This window comes from Chryseobacterium indologenes, from assembly GCA_016025055.1.
GTDB lineage: Bacteria > Bacteroidota > Bacteroidia > Flavobacteriales > Weeksellaceae > Chryseobacterium > Chryseobacterium indologenes.
On the sequence record CP065590.1, the window covers coordinates 810,712 to 831,038 of the forward strand.

At 37.5% G+C, this 20,327-nt stretch carries 13 protein-coding genes and 3 pseudogenes; 7 read left to right on the plus strand and 9 right to left on the minus strand.

What is annotated here, in order from left to right:
• Positions 1-53: 53 nt before the first annotated feature.
• Both ribB and H3Z85_03730 read right to left on the minus strand, forming a co-directional pair.
• Positions 54-1,174 (minus strand): annotated as a pseudogene (gene ribB / locus H3Z85_03725) (3,4-dihydroxy-2-butanone-4-phosphate synthase).
• Positions 1,175-1,242: 68 nt separating this feature from the next.
• Entirely contained in the window at positions 1,243-2,247 is a 1,005-nt protein-coding gene (locus H3Z85_03730) for an LLM class flavin-dependent oxidoreductase (protein ID QPQ52584.1), read from the minus strand.
• A 392-nt stretch (positions 2,248-2,639) separates the two neighbouring features.
• Here H3Z85_03730 and H3Z85_03735 point away from each other — a divergent pair, with 392 nt between their 5' ends.
• Positions 2,640-3,485 (plus strand): M12 family metallopeptidase, encoded by an 846-nt coding sequence (locus tag H3Z85_03735; GenBank protein QPQ52585.1) that lies wholly within the window; start codon positions 2,640-2,642, stop codon positions 3,483-3,485.
• A 55-nt stretch (positions 3,486-3,540) separates the two neighbouring features.
• Here H3Z85_03735 and H3Z85_03740 read toward each other — a convergent pair whose 3' ends face one another.
• On the minus strand, positions 3,541-5,667 hold the full coding sequence (locus tag H3Z85_03740) for a helix-turn-helix domain-containing protein (GenBank protein ID QPQ52586.1): 2,127 nt from the start codon (positions 5,665-5,667) through the stop codon (positions 3,541-3,543).
• A gap of 82 nt (positions 5,668-5,749) precedes the next feature.
• Here H3Z85_03740 and H3Z85_03745 point away from each other — a divergent pair, with 82 nt between their 5' ends.
• Positions 5,750-6,202 (plus strand): hypothetical protein, encoded by a 453-nt coding sequence (locus H3Z85_03745; protein ID QPQ52587.1) that lies wholly within the window; start codon positions 5,750-5,752, stop codon positions 6,200-6,202.
• A 170-nt stretch (positions 6,203-6,372) separates the two neighbouring features.
• On the opposite strand, the pseudogene H3Z85_03750 reads toward H3Z85_03745, so the two are convergent.
• Positions 6,373-6,910 (minus strand): annotated as a pseudogene (locus H3Z85_03750) (gamma carbonic anhydrase family protein).
• 167 nt (positions 6,911-7,077) lie between these two features.
• Between H3Z85_03750 and H3Z85_03755 the strand changes: the two are divergent.
• From H3Z85_03755 to hemH, 3 genes and pseudogenes are all read left to right on the plus strand, one after another.
• The gene (locus H3Z85_03755; GenBank protein ID QPQ52588.1) at positions 7,078-7,956 is read left to right on the plus strand and encodes an iron-sulfur cluster biogenesis protein NfuA; all 879 of its coding nucleotides are present in this window, start codon (positions 7,078-7,080) and stop codon (positions 7,954-7,956) included.
• A gap of 8 nt (positions 7,957-7,964) precedes the next feature.
• Positions 7,965-8,492, plus strand: a complete 528-nt coding sequence (locus tag H3Z85_03760; GenBank protein QPQ52589.1) for an NAD(P)H-dependent oxidoreductase — start codon at positions 7,965-7,967, stop codon at positions 8,490-8,492.
• A gap of 15 nt (positions 8,493-8,507) precedes the next feature.
• Positions 8,508-9,542 (plus strand): annotated as a pseudogene (gene hemH, locus H3Z85_03765) (ferrochelatase).
• Between the two features lie 72 nt (positions 9,543-9,614).
• Here hemH and H3Z85_03770 read toward each other — a convergent pair.
• The gene (locus tag H3Z85_03770) at positions 9,615-11,567 is read right to left on the minus strand and encodes a M4 family metallopeptidase (protein ID QPQ52590.1); all 1,953 of its coding nucleotides are present in this window, start codon (positions 11,565-11,567) and stop codon (positions 9,615-9,617) included.
• Positions 11,568-11,957: 390 nt separating this feature from the next.
• Positions 11,958-13,178, minus strand: coding sequence for a DUF5103 domain-containing protein (locus H3Z85_03775; GenBank protein ID QPQ52591.1), 1,221 nt, complete (start codon positions 13,176-13,178; stop codon positions 11,958-11,960).
• Between the two features lie 70 nt (positions 13,179-13,248).
• Here H3Z85_03775 and H3Z85_03780 point away from each other — a divergent pair, with 70 nt between their 5' ends.
• Entirely contained in the window at positions 13,249-13,887 is a 639-nt protein-coding gene (locus tag H3Z85_03780) for an MBL fold metallo-hydrolase (GenBank protein ID QPQ52592.1), read from the plus strand.
• Between the two features lie 150 nt (positions 13,888-14,037).
• Here H3Z85_03780 and H3Z85_03785 read toward each other — a convergent pair whose 3' ends face one another.
• Genes H3Z85_03785 through H3Z85_03795 form a run of 3 tightly spaced genes read right to left on the minus strand, consistent with a single transcriptional unit; the run spans position 14,038 to position 19,198 of the window.
• The gene (locus tag H3Z85_03785) at positions 14,038-16,461 is read right to left on the minus strand and encodes a TonB-dependent receptor (GenBank protein ID QPQ52593.1); all 2,424 of its coding nucleotides are present in this window, start codon (positions 16,459-16,461) and stop codon (positions 14,038-14,040) included.
• Positions 16,462-16,484: 23 nt separating this feature from the next.
• Entirely contained in the window at positions 16,485-17,966 is a 1,482-nt protein-coding gene (locus tag H3Z85_03790) for a trehalase (GenBank protein QPQ52594.1), read from the minus strand.
• A gap of 2 nt (positions 17,967-17,968) precedes the next feature.
• Complete coding sequence (locus H3Z85_03795; protein QPQ52595.1) at positions 17,969-19,198, minus strand: MFS transporter; 1,230 nt, start codon at positions 19,196-19,198, stop codon at positions 17,969-17,971.
• A gap of 123 nt (positions 19,199-19,321) precedes the next feature.
• On the opposite strand from H3Z85_03795, the gene H3Z85_03800 reads away from it, so the two are divergent.
• Positions 19,322-20,227 (plus strand): helix-turn-helix transcriptional regulator, encoded by a 906-nt coding sequence (locus H3Z85_03800; protein QPQ52596.1) that lies wholly within the window; start codon positions 19,322-19,324, stop codon positions 20,225-20,227.
• Positions 20,228-20,327: the final 100 nt, after the last annotated feature.

Below are 20,327 nucleotides of genomic sequence, written 5' to 3' on the forward strand. Positions count from 1 at the left end.
CTAAACCTTTTTTTATTATATCAATCAATTCGAAAACTGTCGATTAATATTTGTTATAGTTGTACCAGCTCAGTCACTTCTACATCATATCCTCCCACCTGAGGTTTGATATTAGGATTTTGAGTGATTACTTTAAACTTATTAATTCCCAGATTCTTTAAAATCTGCGTTCCGATACCATAATCTCTGTAGTTATATGCTAACGTAGGATGTTGCTCCTGCCCATCCTGATAATTCATAAACTGCTGAAGCTTTCTCAGTGTATTCTCAGAATTGGACACATTGTTAATAAATATGATCGCTCCTTTTCCTGCTTCGTTCACCATATTGGTAACTTTTTCCAGCAGGGGTTTTTCACCGTTATTCAATCTTGTTAATACATCAAAATAGGAATCTGAAGACTGTACTCTTACCAAAACAGGTTCATCAACAGTCCAGGCTCCCTTTGTAAGGGCAAAGTGAATCTGGTCATTGGAAGTCTCTCTGAAAGCATAAAAATCAAACTCACCATAGTGCGTTTTTACTTTTTTCTCTTCAAGTCTTTCAACAAGATTTCCCTTCTTAAGCTGATAATGAATGAGATCTTCAATAGAAACGATCTTCATATCGTGCTTTTGAGCAAAAGCCTGCAGGTCAGGTAAACGAGACATTGTACCATCCTCATTCATGATCTCACAGATCACCCCTCCTTCCTTTAAACCTGCTAAGTGCGTAAGGTCAATAGCAGCTTCTGTATGGCCTGCTCTTTTTAAAACACCTCCTTTTCTTGCACGAAGCGGGAAAATGTGACCAGGTCTCATAAAATCAGTAGGTTTAGATTTTTCATCCATCAAAGCTAAAATAGTTTTCGCTCTGTCACCTGCAGAAATACCTGTAGAAGTTCCGTTCCCCAAAAGGTCAACAGACACCGTAAAAGCTGTCTCTTTAGGATCGCTGCTTCTGCTTACCATCACTTCCAGCCCCAGCTCGTCACATCTTTTTCAGGAAGCGGCATACAGATCAGCCCTCTTCCGTGAAGTGCCATAAAGTTGATAATTTCAGGAGTGGTCAGTTCAGCAGCACAAAGAAAATCTCCTTCATTCTCTCTGTCTTCATCATCTACTACTATGATTATTTTACCATTTCTAAGGTCTTCAATGGCCTCCGGAATAGTATTTAATTTAATATCAGACATTTTTACTTTTTATTTGTGCAAAGATACTTATAAAAATAAGCATTTGCCAATTAATTATGGATGGTTTGTTAGGCTTTGGATAAAGAGTTGACAGCTTCTCTTATAATTTCGTATGATCTTAATCTTTTCTGATGATCGTAAATATGTGAATTGATCATCAGCTCGTCTACATTGAATCTTTCCTGGAAATCTTTAAGTTTTTGCTCAATTTCTGCCTGGTCTCCGATAAATGTATATCTAAGCTTTTGTAAGACCATAGATTTTTCCATGGGTGACCATATTTCATCCATATCATCAACCGGCGGAGCAAAAGGTTTTCTGTCATTTCTTACTATATTGATAAAAGCCTGGAATAAGGTAGTTGAAATTTTATGAGCTTCCCCGGAAGTTTCTGCTGCCACTCCGTTCACACAGGCGATGATATAGGGTTGATCAAGATATCCTGAAGGCTCAAAGTGTTCTCTGTAAATCTTAAACGCCATTTCCATCTGCTCCGGAGCAAAATGTCCGGCAAAAGCATACGGTAAACCGAGCTCAGCCGCCAGCCAAGCACTATCTGTACTTGACCCTAGAATATACAAAGGAATATCCAGACCTTCCCCGGGGATGGCACGTACCATCGCATCGGAATTTTCTTTGGAAAAATATCTCTGCAGTTCCAAAATCTGTCTTGGAAACTGTTCGTTGATAATGGCGGGATTTCTTCCCAGCGCCTGAGCAGTCAATCCGTCGGTTCCCGGTGCTCTTCCTAATCCCAGATCAATTCTTCCGGGGAAAAGAGATTCCAGGGTTCCGAATTGTTCAGCAATAATTAAAGAGCTGTGATTGGGAAGCATAATTCCTCCTGAACCAACCCTGATTGTTTTGGTTCCGTTGGCAATAAAACCAATTAAGACGGAGGTTGCCGAGCTGGCAATACTTTCCATATTATGGTGTTCGGCCAGCCAGAATCTTTTATAGTTCAGATTTTCGGCATGATTGGCTAAAGACAGGCTGTCCTGAAAAGTATCGTGAATGCTTTTATCCTGCTTTACGGGGGCAAGATCTAAAACAGAGATTTCAAAATTTTTCATATCGGGATTTTCATTTTTCTAAAGGAGATCATGGTATCTCTCTTTTTTATTTCACAATTTTAAATTCGGTCTTTTACAACCAAGCAAATTTAAAACATATAAATTGCATTAGTTACTTTTTGTAATTGATAGGATTGATTGATGAGTTCAGGAAAAAACTATGGGAAAACAACAATCGTTATTAAAGAAAATCATATGATTTTTATGAAAAAAAATTATTCTGAATGATCAACTCCCAGCATTCTTCCTATATGATCATTATTCGAATTTTAAATTTTCTGCCATATAAACATTTTAACATAAATAATTCATTAATAAGAGAGATAAATTATTATATTAGTATTTGAAAATAGAATTGAATCAAATTTTCACACCATTTTAAAAATATACATATGAACAAAAAAATCAATGAGTTATTCCTTCAGAAAATTCCTGTGGGAAAGACAATTTTTGCAGGTTTAATGATTGCGACTATGCTGACATCCTGTAGTAAAAACAATGAAGAAATTACTTCTGAAGCTCAAACCAATGCCTTACCCAGCGGAAATGTTCAAAAAGGTCAGTTGAACGGGCAACCTATCACTTATATCAAAAAGGACGGAAAGAATTTTTTCCAGGGAGATATTGTGCTTACTGATGAGCAGCTGAATGATCAATCGGTGCAGAAAGGAGGTGCAAGTTTCTCAAGGTGGCCCGGAGGCAAGATCTATTATACTGTTGCCAGCAATATGGGCTCTATTAATGCCAATAAAATCACTACTGCGGTTAACGAGTATAACAGCAAAACCCACACACAATGGATCCCTCGTACCAATCAGACAAATTATGTTGAATTTATATTCGGAAGTTCATCAGGATCGGACGGCTGGGCTCATATCGGATATCGGGGAGGCAAGCAAACTGTTTCCCTGGATCAGTATATTTCTGTAGGATCTGTGATTCATGAAATGGGACATACGGTGGGACTTTATCATGAACATACCCGCAAAGACAGAGATCAGTATGTAACGATCTTATGGAATAATATCCAGGACGGACAGGCTTACAACTTCGATATTTACAGTTCCGGGACAGATATCGGACCTTTCAACATCAATTCAGTGATGATGTACTGGCCGAATTCGTATTCTAAAAATGGTCAGCCGACGATTAAGAGGGCCAACAACACAAGCTTTACTTATAACAGGACAGGATTTACAACCGGAGATATTAATACAATCAATACCATGTACCCTTAATTTATTTTTATAATCGTTTTCACAATCTTCATTATCAAAAAAGGAAAAGAATTCTTTACGAATTCTTTTCCTTTTTATAATTATAGTGATTCAGAAGAATCCTTATTTCATTGAACTCAAAATTGCTCGGTAATACATTTTTCCATTCTGTAAGGGTTTCGTGGGCTTTTTTGTAAAACTCTGCTTCGAAAGCTTTGATCTTATCTGTGGTGATCACTCTTGAAATATCCAGTAATCCCTGTTCTGCAAACTTGGCAAGATGTCCAATTACAGTTTCTTTTACCAATCCTCTTTCCAGTGCAATTTCACCTATTGTTTTTCCCTGTTCAAAAAGCTGGAAAGTCAATACCTGGGAAGGAACTTTTGCGATTTTAAGGTTGATTTCTTTATCATTCTTCTCATCTAAAAGCCTGGTGTCAAGAAGATGTATTTCTTTCAGGCTGTTCAGGTATTCTTCAATATCTTCTAACCAGTCCCGGAATTCTTCATTGTATTGTTTCAACCCCTTTGCCCCTTTTATTTCAGCATAAAATTCTTTTAACGGATTGAAAATTTTATCTCTGATCTCGATAAAGAAGAAATTAACAGCACCTTTGGTTTTATTTTCAATTTCGGACCATTCTTCTTTTTGTTCAATAAAATGATTCACCTTCTGAAAAATGATACGTTCCAGTTTTTCAAAGATTTTACCCAGATTCACCGACTCATGTTTCAGCTGAAGATAAAGCTGATTGGTTTTTACATGATCAATATTTTTAGTTACCACCGAAAGCTTATTCCAATCTTCTACCGCCTTCAAAATCCATATACAATCTAAGGTACGAAGAACTTTTCTGATGCTGTAATCGTATTTTTCCTGATTCAGGATAGACTCCACCTGATCATTAACGACAGTATTGCTGTGGAAATGTAGAATTCTGTTGTCTTTAAAAATAACTTCAGGGGTAATTTTAGATTTGAGAACAATGCCTTCCAGTGTGCGGCAACGTGATAATGCAACATATACCTGACCCGCTGTAAAACTTTTTCCGGCATCGATGATGACTTTATCAAATGTAAGTCCCTGACTTTTATGAATCGTAACGGCCCACGCCAATTTGACAGGGAATTGTTCAAAGCTTCCCAGAACCTCTTCTTTAATATTTTTGTCGGTATCCAGAAAATATTTCTTCTGCTCCCAGGTTTCTTTTTTAACGGTAATCTCCTGTTCACTTCCTTCTAAAGCAACCTTGATTTCATCTTCATCCAGACCAATAATTTCACCAAGCTTACCATTAAAATATTTTTTTTCTCCGGAAATATCGTTTCTGATGAACATAATCTGTGCCCCGATTTTCAATTCCAGGAACTGATCATTGGGAAACTGGTTTTCTTTAAAATCACCTGTAAGTTTTGCTTCATAAGTTTTTGGATCGACTTTTATTTCAGCCAGTTTTTCCTGATTGATTTCATCTGCCATTTTATTGTGAGAACACAGGTATACATAAGATTCCTTACCCATATCGAAGTCAGGATCGTACCTTGCATTCAGATGGTCAAAGTCTATATTTCCTACATCACCATCCCTGATTGCATTCAGAATTTCAAGAAATTCCTGATCAGACTGACGGTATACTTTTGTAAGCTCGATAGTAACCAGAGGGATTTCTTTAATTGCATGGCTATCAAAAAAGAACGGAGAATTGTAGTACATTTTTAAAATATGCTCATCTCTCACCACAGGCGGGAGCTGAAACAAATCTCCAATGAACAACATCTGTACGCCGCCAAACCGCTGATTATTTCTTCTGATAAACCGAAGGGAAAAATCCATCATATCCAGCACATCAGCCCTGAGCATGGAAACCTCATCGATAATAATAATCTCCACCTCTCTTAACAGCTTGAGCTTATCTTTTCTATATTTGAAGTGAGGCATCAGATCGGCAATATTATTCGCCAAACTGGTATCTATTCTTTCTGTAGTAGGCAGAAAAGTTCTTAACGGCAGTCCAAACATAGAGTGAATGGTAACTCCTCCTGCATTGATCGCGGCAATTCCGGTAGGAGCGATTACAATATGTTTTTTCTTCGTTCTTCTTACAAAGTCGTTCAAAAAAGTGGTTTTTCCTGTTCCTGCTTTCCCGGTCAAAAAAACACTTCTGTTGGTATATTCTATTAAGTCAAAAAAATGATTGTTCATCGTCGTCAAAAATACGGAAATGAATTTGAATTTCTTACCTTGGCACAAGTTTTGAAAATTCTTTAACAGAAAAAAAGTTACTGTGAAAAAAATTCATATTTACATTCCTTTATTAGCATTATGCACTGCATTTACTTTAGTTTCTTGTAATAGCTCTAAGAACATTAACACCAATAAACCGATCGATATTGCAGACCGGCCTGCCGATGAAGACAGCCAGAAATATGATCAGGCTCAGCTGGATAAGATTAAAGCCTCTATTGAATCTGAAGTATCGGGAGAAACATGTACAAATGCAAGTGACTGGGCATTTACCCCAATGGGTGTAAAATCCTGTGGCGGCCCTCAACAATACTTGGCATATCCTAAAAAAATGGAAAGCTCCGTCCTCCCAAGAATCAATGAGTATACAGATAAAGTAAGGATTTTTAACGAAAAATATAATATTATGTCCGACTGTATGGTAATCCCCGCTCCTACGTCTCTCAAATGTGTAAACGGAAAAATACGGCTTATTACCCCGGATAATAATTAAAAATAAAGCAAAGGTCAATATCAAATCGAAAAAAGCTTCGTCATAAGATGAAGCTTTCTTTGTGTATAAACCAATGATTTTTAAAACTGTTTACATTTCATGGGTAAGGTCTTTCTCAAAGTAAAAAGTAATATTCTGAAATCACTTCTCCACTCTGAAAGTATGAAACTTTACAATTCGTAATTTTTAACGTTCTCTTTGTACCATGACGAATATTTCACGTAATTATCAGCAATCCTGTTGACTTCCCCTTCCAGTAGCTGGGCATTGATATCCTTGATTTTTTTTTGCCGGTACACCACCCCAGACTTCTCCTGACTTGATGTGGGTTCCCTGAGTCACTACAGAACCTGCACCTACAATTGAATTTTCTTCTACCAGACAGTCATCCATGACAATGGCTCCCATTCCGATCAGCACATTATCTTTAATGGTACAGCCGTGAACAATTGCATTGTGTCCTATTGAAACATTATTTCCGATATTCAGAGGATGTTTCTGGTATGTACAGTGTAACATTGCATTATCCTGTACATTTACTTTATCCCCCATTTTGATATAATGTACATCACCTCTGATCACTGCATTATACCAAACGCTGCAATCTCTACCCATAGTAACATCACCGATAATGGTAGCTGTTTCTGCTAAAAAGGTGTTCTCTCCTACCTGTGGTATTTTCCCTAAAAGTTCTTTTATAAGTGCCATAGTTTTAATTTGAAAATTTAATATTTATCTCACCTGAAAGGTATATTTTGCTAATTTCTATAGTCTGGTATCTAACTTCTAAATTACAGCGATAGCAAAAATCTAACTCTCAGTTCGCAGCTTCTAACTTGTAATGCGTATTTTTGTATCTCAAATTTAACGAAAAAATGCGTACCGTACTTATAGAACCAACTGAAAACCCAAAAGTGATGAAATTTGTAACTGATTACAATTTGATTCCGGGATCTTTAGAGTTGGACAGAAACTCAGATATTTCAGAAATTCCTTTGGCTCAGGAACTTTTCAATTATCCGTTTGTAGAAAGAATTTTCATCACGGCTAATTTTGTAGCTGTAGCAAAACAGGATACTGTAGAATGGGAACATGTAGTGGAAAGCCTGAAAAATGTAGTTGAAGATGAATTACTGGCTAACCCGAGAATTTACCTTCAGAAGAAAAAAGAAATGTATCAGATTTATGCAGAAATGACTCCGAATCCTAATGTAATGAAATTTGTTTCAAGCAAATTACTGATGGATGGTTTTGTAGAAGTAAAATCAAAAGAGGCTGCTGCAGAAGTTCCTTTGGCTGAGGCTATTTTTAAAGAGTTTGATTTTGCCACAGAAGTTTTTATTTCGGACAATTTTGTAGCGGTTACCAGAGATAATTCTGTGGAATGGCATCAGGTAATGATGACCGTGCGTGCCCTTATTGCTGAATATCTTCAAAATGGTGGTGAGATTTCAAAAATCGAACCCCAGAAACATGAGAATCCGGTTGAAAAAATCATCAACAGGGATTACACGGAAGACGAGCAGAAAATTTCAGATATTCTGAACGAATATGTGGCACCGGCAGTAGAAAATGATGGTGGAAAAATTTCATTAATGGAATATGACCAGGCTAATAAAACTGCAAAAATGTTGCTACAGGGAGCTTGCTCAGGATGTCCAAGTTCTACTGCTACTCTGAAAAACGGAATTGAAAATATTTTAAAACAATTCGTTCCGGATTTAGTTGAAAAAGTAGAAGCGGTAAACGGATAAGAGTTGCGATGACTTCCGGCAAGAAAATTTTGGTTATTATTGGCAGTGCTACAAAAAACTCCAGCAATCAGAAACTTATCGAACAAGCATTTGAGAAAACGGGTAATCCCCATTATCGGATGTACGATGATCTTTCTGTCTTACCACATTTTGACACATCACTGACTGATGTTGATACACCGGAAGAAGTTATAAAAGTCAGAGAAGCTATCAGAAGTGCGGCGGGAGTGATATTTTCTACACCCGAATACATCTTCAGTATTCCGAGCAGGCTGAAAAACCTACTGGAATGGTGTGTTTCTACCAATGTTTTTTCTGATAAACCCGTTGCATTTATAACAGGTTCTGCCAACGGAGAAAAGGGTCATGAGGAATTATTACTGCTTTTAACAACTCTGGGAGCCAGAACAAATGATAAACATCAGCTTCTCATAAAAGGGATTAAAGGAAAATTTGAGCCAGATGGCTCAGTTGAAAACAATACCTTTGCTAAAGTATCAGAATTGGTAATGGATTTTTCAGAATCCGTTTCATAATTAAAATTAGAAATATTGAATAAAAAAGGAATTCTACTGGTTAATCTTGGATCGCCAAGGTCTACGGCAGTAAATGATGTAAAGGAATATCTTGACGAATTTCTGATGGACGAAAGAGTGATCGACTACCGTTGGATTTTCAGAGCTCTTCTTGTTCGTGGGATTATTTTAAAAACAAGACCCGCCAAATCTGCTGAAGCCTACAAAACCGTTTGGACGGATGAGGGCTCTCCATTAGTGGTCATTACTGAAAAGATTCAGAAAAAACTTCAGAAGCTGGTCGATGTTCCGGTGGAAATCGGGATGAGATATGCTGAACCCAGTATTGAAACCGGAATTCAGAAACTTGTAGATCAGGGAATTTCTGAAATTGTTCTTTTTCCTTTATATCCGCAATATGCTATGAGTACGACGGAGACGGTTATTGAAAAAGCTGAAGAAGTACGAAAAAGAAATTTCCGAAGGTAAAAATCAATTATATTCAACCTTTCTACAACAGAGATATTTATATCAGCTGTCTTGCAGAAAGTATCAAAGAAAAAATTGCCTGAAAACTTTGATGCACTCCAGTTTTCTTATCATGGTGTTCCTGAAAGACACATTTATAAGACAGACCCGTCAAAAACATGTAAAATTGATGATACCAACTGTATCAACAGTCAATCAGACACTCACAATGCTTTCTGCTACAGACACCAGTGTTATAAAACAACAGAAGCCGTGATCGCTAAAATGGGGCTGCCTAAGGAGAAAACCATTGTTTCTTTCCAGTCAAGATTAGGAAATGATAAGTGGATTGAGCCTTACACTGATGAAACCTTGGAAACAATTCCCGGAAAAGGAGTAAAAAATCTGGCCATTGTGTGTCCCGCCTTTGTATCGGATTGTCTTGAAACCTTAGAAGAAATTTCGGTGGAAGGAAAAGAACAATTTATGCACGGCGGAGGCGAAAGCTTCCATTACATCCCGTGTCTGAATGATGAAGACCGCTGGATCGATGTAGTAAAGACGCTTTGCGAAGAAAAGCTCAATGATTTCTATCTGGTATAAGATCATTGTAATCATATAAATAAAAGGCCGCTGAAATTTTCAGCGGCCTTTTTTGAAAGACATATTTACGAATTATTTTTTAATCAGGTTTCCTGCTTTTTGTCCGTTCACCGTTACTACATATATTCCCGGAAGAAGATTGGACGGCAACTGAATATTTACTCTGTTTGTTCCATCTTTAATGGTAACTTTTTCAGAGACTTCTCTTTTTCCTGTTAAACTGATCAGTTCCACAGCTCCTTTTCCTTCTTTACCTTCAAACACCACCTCAAATTTATCTGTAGCGGGATTTGGGCTAATAGTGTAAGCTGATGCATTGGGCGTAGCTGCCACCAATCCTGCCGGAGAAGTACCTCCACCAACACCTACAGCATTCCAGGCATTAATAACCTGATTGACTTCATTACTGCCGGCTCCGTATAGATCTGTTGCCGCCTGGATAGAAGATGTTCTGGTATTGGAATAGTTTGAAGACGAAGTCAGATAAGATGTTAATGTTCTGTAAGCAATAGCTCCTGCTTTATCCAGTCCGATTCCGCTAACATTATAAGCAAAACTGTTATCATTCGTTCCGGATCCTCCTGTTACTAATAAATAATACCAGAAATTCAACACTCCTGAATTGGTATGAACTCCACAATAATCATTTGCTTGAGTAGGGGTACAAGATGAAGACGCAACTTTCCAGTATTTTCCCAAATAAGTATCCGGATGGCTAAATGCGTTAGGGTTTGACATATCCCTGATAGGATAGCTAAAGTCTTCTCCTAACTGCCAGCTTGCCTGAGTAGGTCTGGCCCAACGCTCTATAGAATTTCCAAAGATATCTGAAAAACCTTCATTCAAAGCTCCCGATTCTCTTTGGTACACAAGGTTGGCTGTTTTAGAAGTCATTCCGTGGGTAATTTCATGCCCGCAAACGTCAATAGCAGTCAATGGCTTGCCTCCGTTTGTTGTAGAACTTCCATCTCCGTAAGTCATTCTGGAACCATCCCAAAATGCATTAAAGTAATTGGTAGAATAGTGAACATATGACTTAATAGCAAAATTATTGTTATCAATACTCTTTCTTCCAAACTTGGAATATAAGTAATCTACCGTCATTTCTGCTCCCCAGTGGGCATCGGTGGCATACTGATCTTTATTGGCATTGACGTTATTCCAAACGTTATCCGTATCTGTAAAATCTACAGCTGCAGAATAACTGGTTCCTTTCTTTAAATTATAGGTTTCAACGGCTGTCCCTGCGTTTCTTCCCGTTTCTCTTAATCTGTAGCTTCCGTTATATGAGTCGGCCACAATATTTCTGTTTCCGCTGTAAGCCGTTGTTGCTGTTCCCGGAGCATTGACTTCATGAATGATTGCATCTACTCCCAGCACTTTTCCGCTCTTAGCATCTACAAAGACGTACTGTCTGCTTAATGGTTTCTCAGCGTAAATATCAAATTTATAGGCTAACGTTAGATTTTGAATTTTTTCATCGGCAGGATCAGAATAATACACCAATTCACCTTTAGGGGCAAAACTTGCATTGGCATCATTGGTTTCTTTTTTAATGAAATCTTCCTCTTCTTTATTTTGCCATTTGTATGAATCTGCACCTACAAATGATAATGCATTTTGCAATGCGATGCTCTCGGAGATATTGGCTTTCTTCTCCATCCCTTTGGAAGGCATCTGAAGTATCCATTTACCCGATTCACCTACAATTTTTCCATTTTTGGTCTGTACGGCCATCATTCCGTATTCTACAGGAATACCATCAACAGTTTGCTGGAATCTGTGCGTTTCAAATCCTAATGCATCTTTTTCCAATCCTAATTTACGCCCTTGTCCCGGTGCTAGTCGCTGAGAGGTTTCATCAAATAAAAGGGGACTTCCCTGGAAATCGGGACCGTTTTTATCAAATCTCATGAATTCGGAGTGTAAGCCATTTTTACCAGGAATTACTTTAGATGGTTTGTCTTGTCCAAAGACGAAGGAGCAGGCGGCAACACTTGCCACTAGAATAAACTTTGTTCTCATAATAATATTTGTTAAATGTGAAAACGAATTTATAAACTTTTCATAAAAAACCAACATATCATTGAGGAATTTTCAATTGATATTATAAATCAATAAATAAAACACAATAATGATTTTAAAACAAAGAAAATATTATAAAGATAATTTTATCACAATATTGATTTTACATTAAAAAAATTAACATAAAATCAATATTTTATGAATTAATATTTTTCACCATGCCGTGCATTATATTTCAATGTCCTAACAATCATAAAAACACATATGAAACTAGTATCCATGGGAGTTATAATATCAAAAACAAAAGCTATCTCAAGAGAGACAGCTTTTTACTTTTTCAATTTATCTAAATAAAATAAATATAATTAAGCTAAAAAATGAAAAATTTTCTTACCTCTTACTGCTTACAGGCGTTCTAAATTCTCCATATCCTATTAGCCCGTCGTAATTTCTTCCAAAAGGAGCATAATATAAAAATCCCTGGTAGAGATTTTCTGTCTGCCAGAAATTTCCGTTCACTTCTCCAAAGTTTAAAGGCCCATTTGCTTCTTTTGTAGCCAGAACATAATTATAAAATCCTTGTTTTAAGAATATCCGGGCAACATACTGTTTGCTGGCTGCATCATATTGCATCTGATTTTCTTTACCGGGCAAAAAATTATTAAAACCTCCCAATACATAAATTTCCCTATCTACGGGATCGGACTCAAGATAAAAATGTACCCATGAATAATCTGCTTCCCTTCCGGCATCTCTTTCTCTCCCCAGATCATTTCTTCTGTAATACCAGGCTCCGTTCACATCAGGCTGATATTGGTAATTTAACGGAAATGCCCATACAGGATACAAATAGGTTTGATTAACATCATCTTTTATTTCTGTTGCCCGTACCATATCTGCCGCCATATTCATATTTTTATTATCGAAATAATAAAATTCATTGTCTCCCGGAAAAACAAGATTCATTTGCTGGAAAAGCAATTGATTTCCCAAAACACTGCTTGGCTTCAAATTCGGAATAACCATATTAGGATTGTTATTCTGCATGACATATAAGCTCATCGAATTGACATTTGAAGAAAGATCACCGCCTGCAGAAACGGCTTTTACTTCTATTCTCTGATTTACATTAGGATTCTTGGCATCGGCAATTCTTGAAACATTCAAAGCAAGAGAAGCTCCATTTTCCACGACGTAAAATCTTCTTTTTAAAAGAGGGTTTTCAACAGAATCTTTATAGACGATCAACTCGAAATTCCCTGAAACTTTAGGCTGAATTTTATCATTGGGGAAAGTCAGTTTATAATGAGTATAAGCCTGCAGAGTATTGAATGAATACTGAAACTGATCAATCAGATCATTCATGCTGCCGTTGGCAAATTCTGTATAAAACAGGGTATCCTCATTCCAGTTTCTGTCATAGTGTCTGATGGTATATCTATAAATCTGGCTTCCATTGGTAAGATCATCAAAGCTCAGAACCAACTGCTCACCAAACTTAATAACAGGAGTTTCGTCGTTGGTTTGTGGATTAAACAACTGGATGCTCTGGATATTCTGTCCATATACCAGGCTTCCGAGAGAAAGTAAAAGTATGCGCAAAGTTTTCATTATGACGAAGATAACGAAAAATAGCCATTTTCTTAATAATATCGTATTTTTGAAATAAAAATATTCAGATATGCTTCAGATTCAAGGTTTCGTATTCAATTTTGCAAGCGAAAACACCTACATCCTTTACAACGAAAATAAAAATGCCTGGTTGATAGACCCGGGAAATATGAATGCACAGGAAACCCAGGCCATAGACAATTTTATTAAGGAAAACGGGTTGAACATCCAGAAAATTCTTCTTACCCATGCCCACATTGATCATGTACTTGGTCTCCAATGGGCGTTTGATACTTTTAAAGTTCCGGTAAGTCTCCATCAGGATGATCATGAGGTACTGAATATGTTGCAAGCCAGCGGAATAAGATTCGGAATGAAAATCGATCCGGTAAAAGTAGATATTGAATATGTAAAAGAAGGGGACGAACTGGAACTGGACGGAGAGAAATTTACAATATACCATGTACCGGGGCATTCTCCGGGAAGCGTGGTTTACCATAATGACCAGCAAAAATTCATGATCTCCGGTGATGTACTTTTTGAAGGCAGCATTGGCCGTACAGATTTGTATAAAGGGAACTACGAACAACTGATCGACGGGATAAAAACAAAACTTTTCGTGCTGGATGATGCCACTCAGGTATTCTCAGGCCATGGAAATCCTACGACAATAGGTTTTGAAAAACAATATAACCCGTTTTTAAAGTAGACGGAATTTCAGTTCGAAGAGAGTGATTGAGAGTATTGGCTTTATACTTAACCTTATGATGCTTACGGAAGCATTTTCCTGAACAATAAAAAAACAAAACCGTCAGAAAAATAATTCTGACGGTTTTTCAGTGTTATAAAGAAATAGAGTTTAGAAATCTAAAGTAACCGAAGCTCTGGCAGCAGCTCCCATGATAGGTCTGGCCATGATGATACCATCTCCCGTCGGTGATCCTGCTCTTGGATCTCCTTCCGTAATACCAATTGTATTAAAGATATTGGTTCCATCCACTGCAAAACGAATTTTTCCAAGCTGATAAGACATTCCTGCTCCAAATTCTGTGAAAGATGGCAGCGTCTGTACATTCAGCTCATCCTGGAAACGTTTCCCGTAATAGTTCATACTTACATAAGCACGCCATGATTTTGTAATATTCACAGCGGGAGCTATATTAAAATAGAACTTCGGCATTCTTCTCACAGTATTTCCTTCGAGCAAACTTCCTGCTTCCAGATTTTTATATTTAGGATTCTGAACAGTTCCGTTGAAAGCTACTTCCAGGACATTATTAAATAAACGGGCATATCCTTCTATTTCTACCCCGAAATTCCTGGTATTGGCAAATATATTTTCTGATCTTCCGTCTGAGAAAACATCTGTAAATGAAAGATTTTTTAAGGATGAATAAAACGGAATCACAGCCAGGTCAAAAGTACGGGAGTAATATTTATATCCTACTTCAACCTGATTCGTTGATACTGATTTTAAAGGTTTATCAGGGTTCGGATTGGAAAAATAATTGTAATATGCTTCTTCATTCGGAGACCTGAAACCATTGGAGAAACGTGCATATACAGCATTTTCTCTGTTAATTTTATAGTTGGCCGCCAACGTGAAAGAAACTTTATCAATAGTATAGTTCCAGTAGGTAAATTTATTTCCCAATACACTCATGTTGTCATCAGCCGTTGTGGTATTAAAGCCATGGGTCCCGTCAGTGGTTAACCCTGAATTGTTTAAATTGGCTGTCGTTGTATTGGCAAAACTTCCTTTATAATAATCATGGCTGTAACGAATTCCTCCATTCAGACTCAATGCATCGGTAACGTTATAATCCAGGTTTACATAAAGGGCATTCAGGCTTCCCTGGGTTTGTGTATTTCTCTGCAGAAAGGTCATGTCTGTTACCCCGTTGTAGGTTTTAGAATACCCGTTTGCATTGGGGCTTAGCGACGGATCTACGAGATTTAACAGCTCCGGTCTGTCTGTGGCTGTAGCCAGAATATTACTCCAGTTCCAGTATTGCTGGGATTTCCAGTTGGATTTATAAAAACCGGCAGTTACATTTCCTTGGTCAAATTTATAATTAAGCTGTAAGTCATTCACAAAATTATCCATCTTTTTATCGATAGCCCAGAATCCTAACTTTTGCACGTAAGCAGGATTTACAATAGCGCCATTACTTACTAATGAATACTGATAATTGGTCATGCCCATATTCTTTGCAAACTCAGCTCCGGTTTGAGGTGCTCCAGCCGGGAAAATTCCCGTATAGTTCATATTGATATTGGTGTATCGGGTTTTATTGAGAACACTGAAGTTATTCCCAAGGTCATATTTGAATTCAGCTCCCAATACATCCACTTTCGGATGAATTCCATCTTCCAGGTTTCTGCTGAAAAAGCCGCCTCCCGCCTGTGGAATATTCAGCTGACTGATCGCTCTGTAGCTGTAGGTTCCATAATTCGGATCAAAGCCATCAAATCCTTTCAGCTTATTTCCATTTTGAATTAAAGGAATTGGCAGGAAGAAGGTATTCCTGTCATCTAATTTTTTATAATATACTTTAACGTACCCTTTGTCGAACACATATTTCAGATTCATTCTGATCTGTCCGCCGTTATTCGCTTTAAAACCGGTTTTCCTGATTCCGTCATCAGATCGGTAGAAACCACCTATATTGAAAAACAGTTTATCTTTAACCAAAGCACCTCCAAGATTGACGTCTGTACGCATCAGTCCATAGGTTCCCGTTTCAATTTTTGCGGTTCCCTTAAAATCATTGGTTCCTTCCTTCGTGATAAAATTGATAAGACCTCCGGGAGAATTCGTCGCAAAAATGGAACCTGAACCTCCTCTTAAAGCTTCGAGCCTGCTGACAGAATTGTCGACGCGGAAAAAATTATCCGCATTGGCAAACTGAAGGGCACCATCTTCAAAAACGGGAAGACCATCTTCCTGTACCTGCACAAATTCATAAGCTCCTGCAGATGGAATTCCCCTTGCAAACAGGTTATTTCCCACTTCACCTCCTGAAGTTTCAACAGCAAAGCCGGGAACCCTCTGTAGTAAAGCAGCAGCACTGATAGGATTTTGCTTCTGTATTTCCTTTGCACTAAATGTGGAAATCGCAGTACTGGATTCTATTTTTTTCTTTGGATTGGAATTTCCTGTAATAACAACCTGGTCGATAGACGAAACTTTCACAGAGTCCTGCGGAGTTTCCTGAGCATACGCATTATTGAAATACAATGTAGCTGTAGCGGCGACTAAAAAGATTGATGTTTTTTTCATAGCCCTATTTTTTATTGTTTTTTTCAGTTTTGTTGTAATTTTAAATACACTCCATTCGTCCACCCGAATCCATCCTGATTGGGGTATTCCCCGCCGCCTGCTATTGTTTCTGTATCCAGTGCATTGTATTTTTCCATGAGTTTTCCTGTGTTTTTGTAGACTCTTTCTACGTTGGAACACCAGTTATTTTTTATTTTTTCCGCCACGTCATTAAACCCGTAATCTCTCATGGCTTTATAACCAAGCCATTGATAAGGAGCCCAGGCATTGGGCAGATCCCATTGCTGACCGGAATTCTTTGTTGTGGTGACAAGACCTCCCTGATATAAGAATTTTTCAACGAGAGCATCAGCAACCGCTTTAGCCTGCTCCTGATCTGCTAATCCCAGAAATAAAGGGTAAAGAGCAGCAATATGTTCAGACGGTGTTTTTGTGTTTTTTTTAATCTGATAATCTTTGTAAATCTTCGTCTTTTCATCCCAGAAGTATTTGTTGATCATCTGTCTGCGTCTTGCTGCTCTTTCAGTAAAATAATCCCCTTTCTCACTCAGCCCCTGAAGCAATGAAGATTTTGCCAAAGTCATTTCCAGATGCCATAAAAGGCAATTCAGGTCAACTTGGGCAAGATTCAATGTTTCAATGGTCTGTATATGTTCTCCGTCTGCAAACCATCTGCTGGAAAAATCCCAGCCGGATTCGCAGGCACTTCTTATATTTCTGTAAAACTCTTCTCCTGAAGCACTTTCTTGATCTTCAATATCGATCAGATAACTTTCAGGACGCGGTGCATTTTCTTCATCATAGTAACGGTTCAAAATATCACCATCAGTGGTTCGGACTACTCTTTTGACTTCAGAGCCTGCTTCCATCCCTTCTTCCCCATTCATCCAGAAAGCATACTCTTTTTCTAAAGTAGCATGATATTGTATATAGATATTTTCTTCTTTTGTGGTTTCAAAAAGGAGATCCAGCATCAATGAAAAATACGGAGGCTGTGATCTGCTTAAAAAATGGGTCCTGCTGGCATTCGGAACAAATCCTACGTGTTGGATAAGGTAGGAACAATTTTCCACAATATTTTCCATCATTTCCACTCTTCCGGAAACCTGTAATCCCAGCATGATAAAATAACTGTCCCAGTAGAAAAATTCATTAAAACGTCCTCCCGGAACAATATAAGGCTTGGGTAATTTTAAAAGTGTTCCTTTTTCCTCGTAGGCGGTGCGGGTCAGCTCATCCCAAAGTTTTTCAATATGTTCTTTAATAGGAAGATGATCTTCTCTCTGAATTGAAACTCTTGCTCCCAAAAAATCAAAATGAGCCATCACAAAAGCCTTCAGATCAAAACCTGCATTACTTTTTTCTTGTGCATATTTTGCATTAATTTCCGCGATTGGAAATAAAGGAACAGCATCGGTCATCATTTTTTGATCTTCAAAGATTTTTGCTCTCTGAACATCATCGAAAAGAGTCTGAATTTCTTTTAAATAAAGCTGGTTGTTCATTTTTATTTGTTTGGATTTATTTTTAATTTATTCATGAAAATAGCTGACGTGATCAACAACGAAAGCGGAATTAAGGAAAGATAAAAAGCCTGCTGTCCGCTGAATTCCTGAAACACAAACCCGGTAATAATAGAGCCTATCGTACCTCCGATCGCAGAGAAAACCACAATCAGTCCGGACATTGCACTGTGTAAATATTTCGGTATTGACGCCAGAATTACAGAATTAATACTCGGATAAATTGGTGCCAATAAACCACCCATCAAAGGGAAAAGATATACGACAAGAGGTGCATTGAGCCAACTTGTATTGGTATCGATATGAATATCATGGGTCAAAGGAAGGACTAATAACAAACTGACCCCAAAACCAATCACACAAAAGGAAACCACATAGATCCAGCTGAATTTCTTGGAAAAGAATCCTGATAGAAATCTTCCCAATGCAAAAGCTCCGGCCAAAACCGCTCCGGCCTGAATACTCATAGAAGTAGGTACTTTCAGAATCTCTTTATAAAAAGTAGGTGTCCAGGTCTGGAAACTCTGCTCTACCAATACGAAAAGAAATGCACAGAGTAAAAAACATAATACTTTTTTATAGCTGAATAGGCTTGCACTATTTCTCAAATCACCCAGTAAATCAGTTTTCTCACTTTTGGCTTCCCTTTCGTTCAGTTTTGAAAAGAACAGGAACAAAAAGGATAAGGCAGAAAGGATGCCCAATACCCAATATACGTTTAGCCATCGGGTAGATTGGGGATTATGGTCATCGATATATAAACTGAACAACACATTTCCTGCCAACACTCCAATCATGAAAAAACCTTCGAGAAATCCCATAAAGCTTGAATGCTCCTTATCTGTATTGGTTACTAAGCCAATTGAAGTAAAAACTGATATTTTAATTAAGGCAAAAGAAACCCCGACAATAGCAAATAATATTTTAAAAAACCAAAAAGCATTGGCAAAAGGCATTACAAAACACATGCAGCTCACGAGAAATAAAGCGATCAGCATAGAATTTTTGATTCCTATTTTAGGAAGAAATGAAGCCAGAATGAATGAGCAGATGGCAATGGGAAGATCTTTAAAGCCTTCCAGAACACTGGCTGATGATTTTGAAATTCCAAAGTTTTGCTGCACCTGCAAAATAACTGTTCCCACAGAATTCAGAAGAATTGCGAAAACAAAATAATTTAAAAATAGTACAGCTTTAATGTTGAAATTTTTCATCCGGATCATTTCTTGGTGGCTAAGATAGAAGCATTTCGGTTAACAATAATTTAACACAGTAAACCAATATTTGAACAATATTAATATAATTAGTATTTTTAGTGGATAAATATGATTAATTAAATGAAAGTTACTTTTGAAAGAGTAATTCCCAATGAGAAAAGTTCATTCTGTACTATTCACAACAACTCCCCTATTTCAGAATTCAAATGGGAATATCATTACCATCCCGAAATTGAGCTGGTATGTGTTATTTCAGGGAATGGAACACGACACGTGGGTTATCATAAAAGCAACTATACCAACGGGGATCTTGTTCTGATAGGCTCCAATATTCCTCATTCCGGATTTGGATTGAACTCTATTGACCCGCATGAAGAAATTGTTCTTCAGTTCAAGGAAGAAATTCTTCAGTTTCCCCAGCAGGAAACTGAAGCCAGATCTATTAAAAATTTACTGGAACTCTCAAAATATGGTATTCACTTCCATCAAAAAGTGAAAAAAGCCCTATTGCCCAAACTGAGGCTCATGCTGGAGTCAGGAGGCTATAAAAGGTATTTATTATTGCTGGAAATCCTTTTTGAACTGTCTACATGTGAGGACTACGATCTTTTAAACAAAGAAATTATGCCGTACACCATCATTTCTAGGAACAAGACCCGCCTTGAAAATATCTTCACCTATGTAGAGCATCATTATGATAAAGAAATCAATATTGAGGAAGTCGCTAAACTGGCCAATCTTACTTTACCTGCTTTCTGTAACTTTTTTAAAAAAGCTACTCAGATTACTTTTACAGAATTTGTAAATCGGTACCGGATTAATAAAGCGTGTCTGCTGATGGCGCAGGATAGATCTATTTCAGAATGCAGCTACCAGTGCGGGTTTAATAATGTAACGTATTTCAATAGAATGTTTAAAAAATATACCGGCAAAACACCTTCTGAGTTTATAAAGAATTACTCTCACAATAACGTGAATGTAGACTTGAAGGTTGAAAAAGAAGCTAAGGCTAACGTAAGTTTTTAAAGGGAACCTATGTTGGATGCTTCTGTCTTATAAAAAAAAGCTACTCCGAAAGAGCAGCTTTATATTATATTCATCGAAAAATGTAAAAAGCATTTTCAAC

Coding starts and splice junctions, on each gene's coding strand:
- H3Z85_03730 (QPQ52584.1), bottom strand. CDS start 2,247: ATGAAAAATTTTGAAATCTCTGTTTTAGATCTTGCCCCCGTAAAGCAG.
- H3Z85_03735 (QPQ52585.1), top strand. CDS start 2,640: ATGAACAAAAAAATCAATGAGTTATTCCTTCAGAAAATTCCTGTGGGA.
- H3Z85_03740 (QPQ52586.1), bottom strand. CDS start 5,667: ATGAACAATCATTTTTTTGACTTAATAGAATATACCAACAGAAGTGTT.
- H3Z85_03755 (QPQ52588.1), top strand. CDS start 7,078: ATGCGTACCGTACTTATAGAACCAACTGAAAACCCAAAAGTGATGAAA.
- H3Z85_03760 (QPQ52589.1), top strand. CDS start 7,965: ATGACTTCCGGCAAGAAAATTTTGGTTATTATTGGCAGTGCTACAAAA.
- H3Z85_03770 (QPQ52590.1), bottom strand. CDS start 11,567: ATGAGAACAAAGTTTATTCTAGTGGCAAGTGTTGCCGCCTGCTCCTTC.
- H3Z85_03775 (QPQ52591.1), bottom strand. CDS start 13,178: ATGAAAACTTTGCGCATACTTTTACTTTCTCTCGGAAGCCTGGTATAT.
- H3Z85_03780 (QPQ52592.1), top strand. CDS start 13,249: ATGCTTCAGATTCAAGGTTTCGTATTCAATTTTGCAAGCGAAAACACC.
- H3Z85_03785 (QPQ52593.1), bottom strand. CDS start 16,461: ATGAAAAAAACATCAATCTTTTTAGTCGCCGCTACAGCTACATTGTAT.
- H3Z85_03790 (QPQ52594.1), bottom strand. CDS start 17,966: ATGAACAACCAGCTTTATTTAAAAGAAATTCAGACTCTTTTCGATGAT.
- H3Z85_03795 (QPQ52595.1), bottom strand. CDS start 19,198: ATGAAAAATTTCAACATTAAAGCTGTACTATTTTTAAATTATTTTGTT.
- H3Z85_03800 (QPQ52596.1), top strand. CDS start 19,322: ATGAAAGTTACTTTTGAAAGAGTAATTCCCAATGAGAAAAGTTCATTC.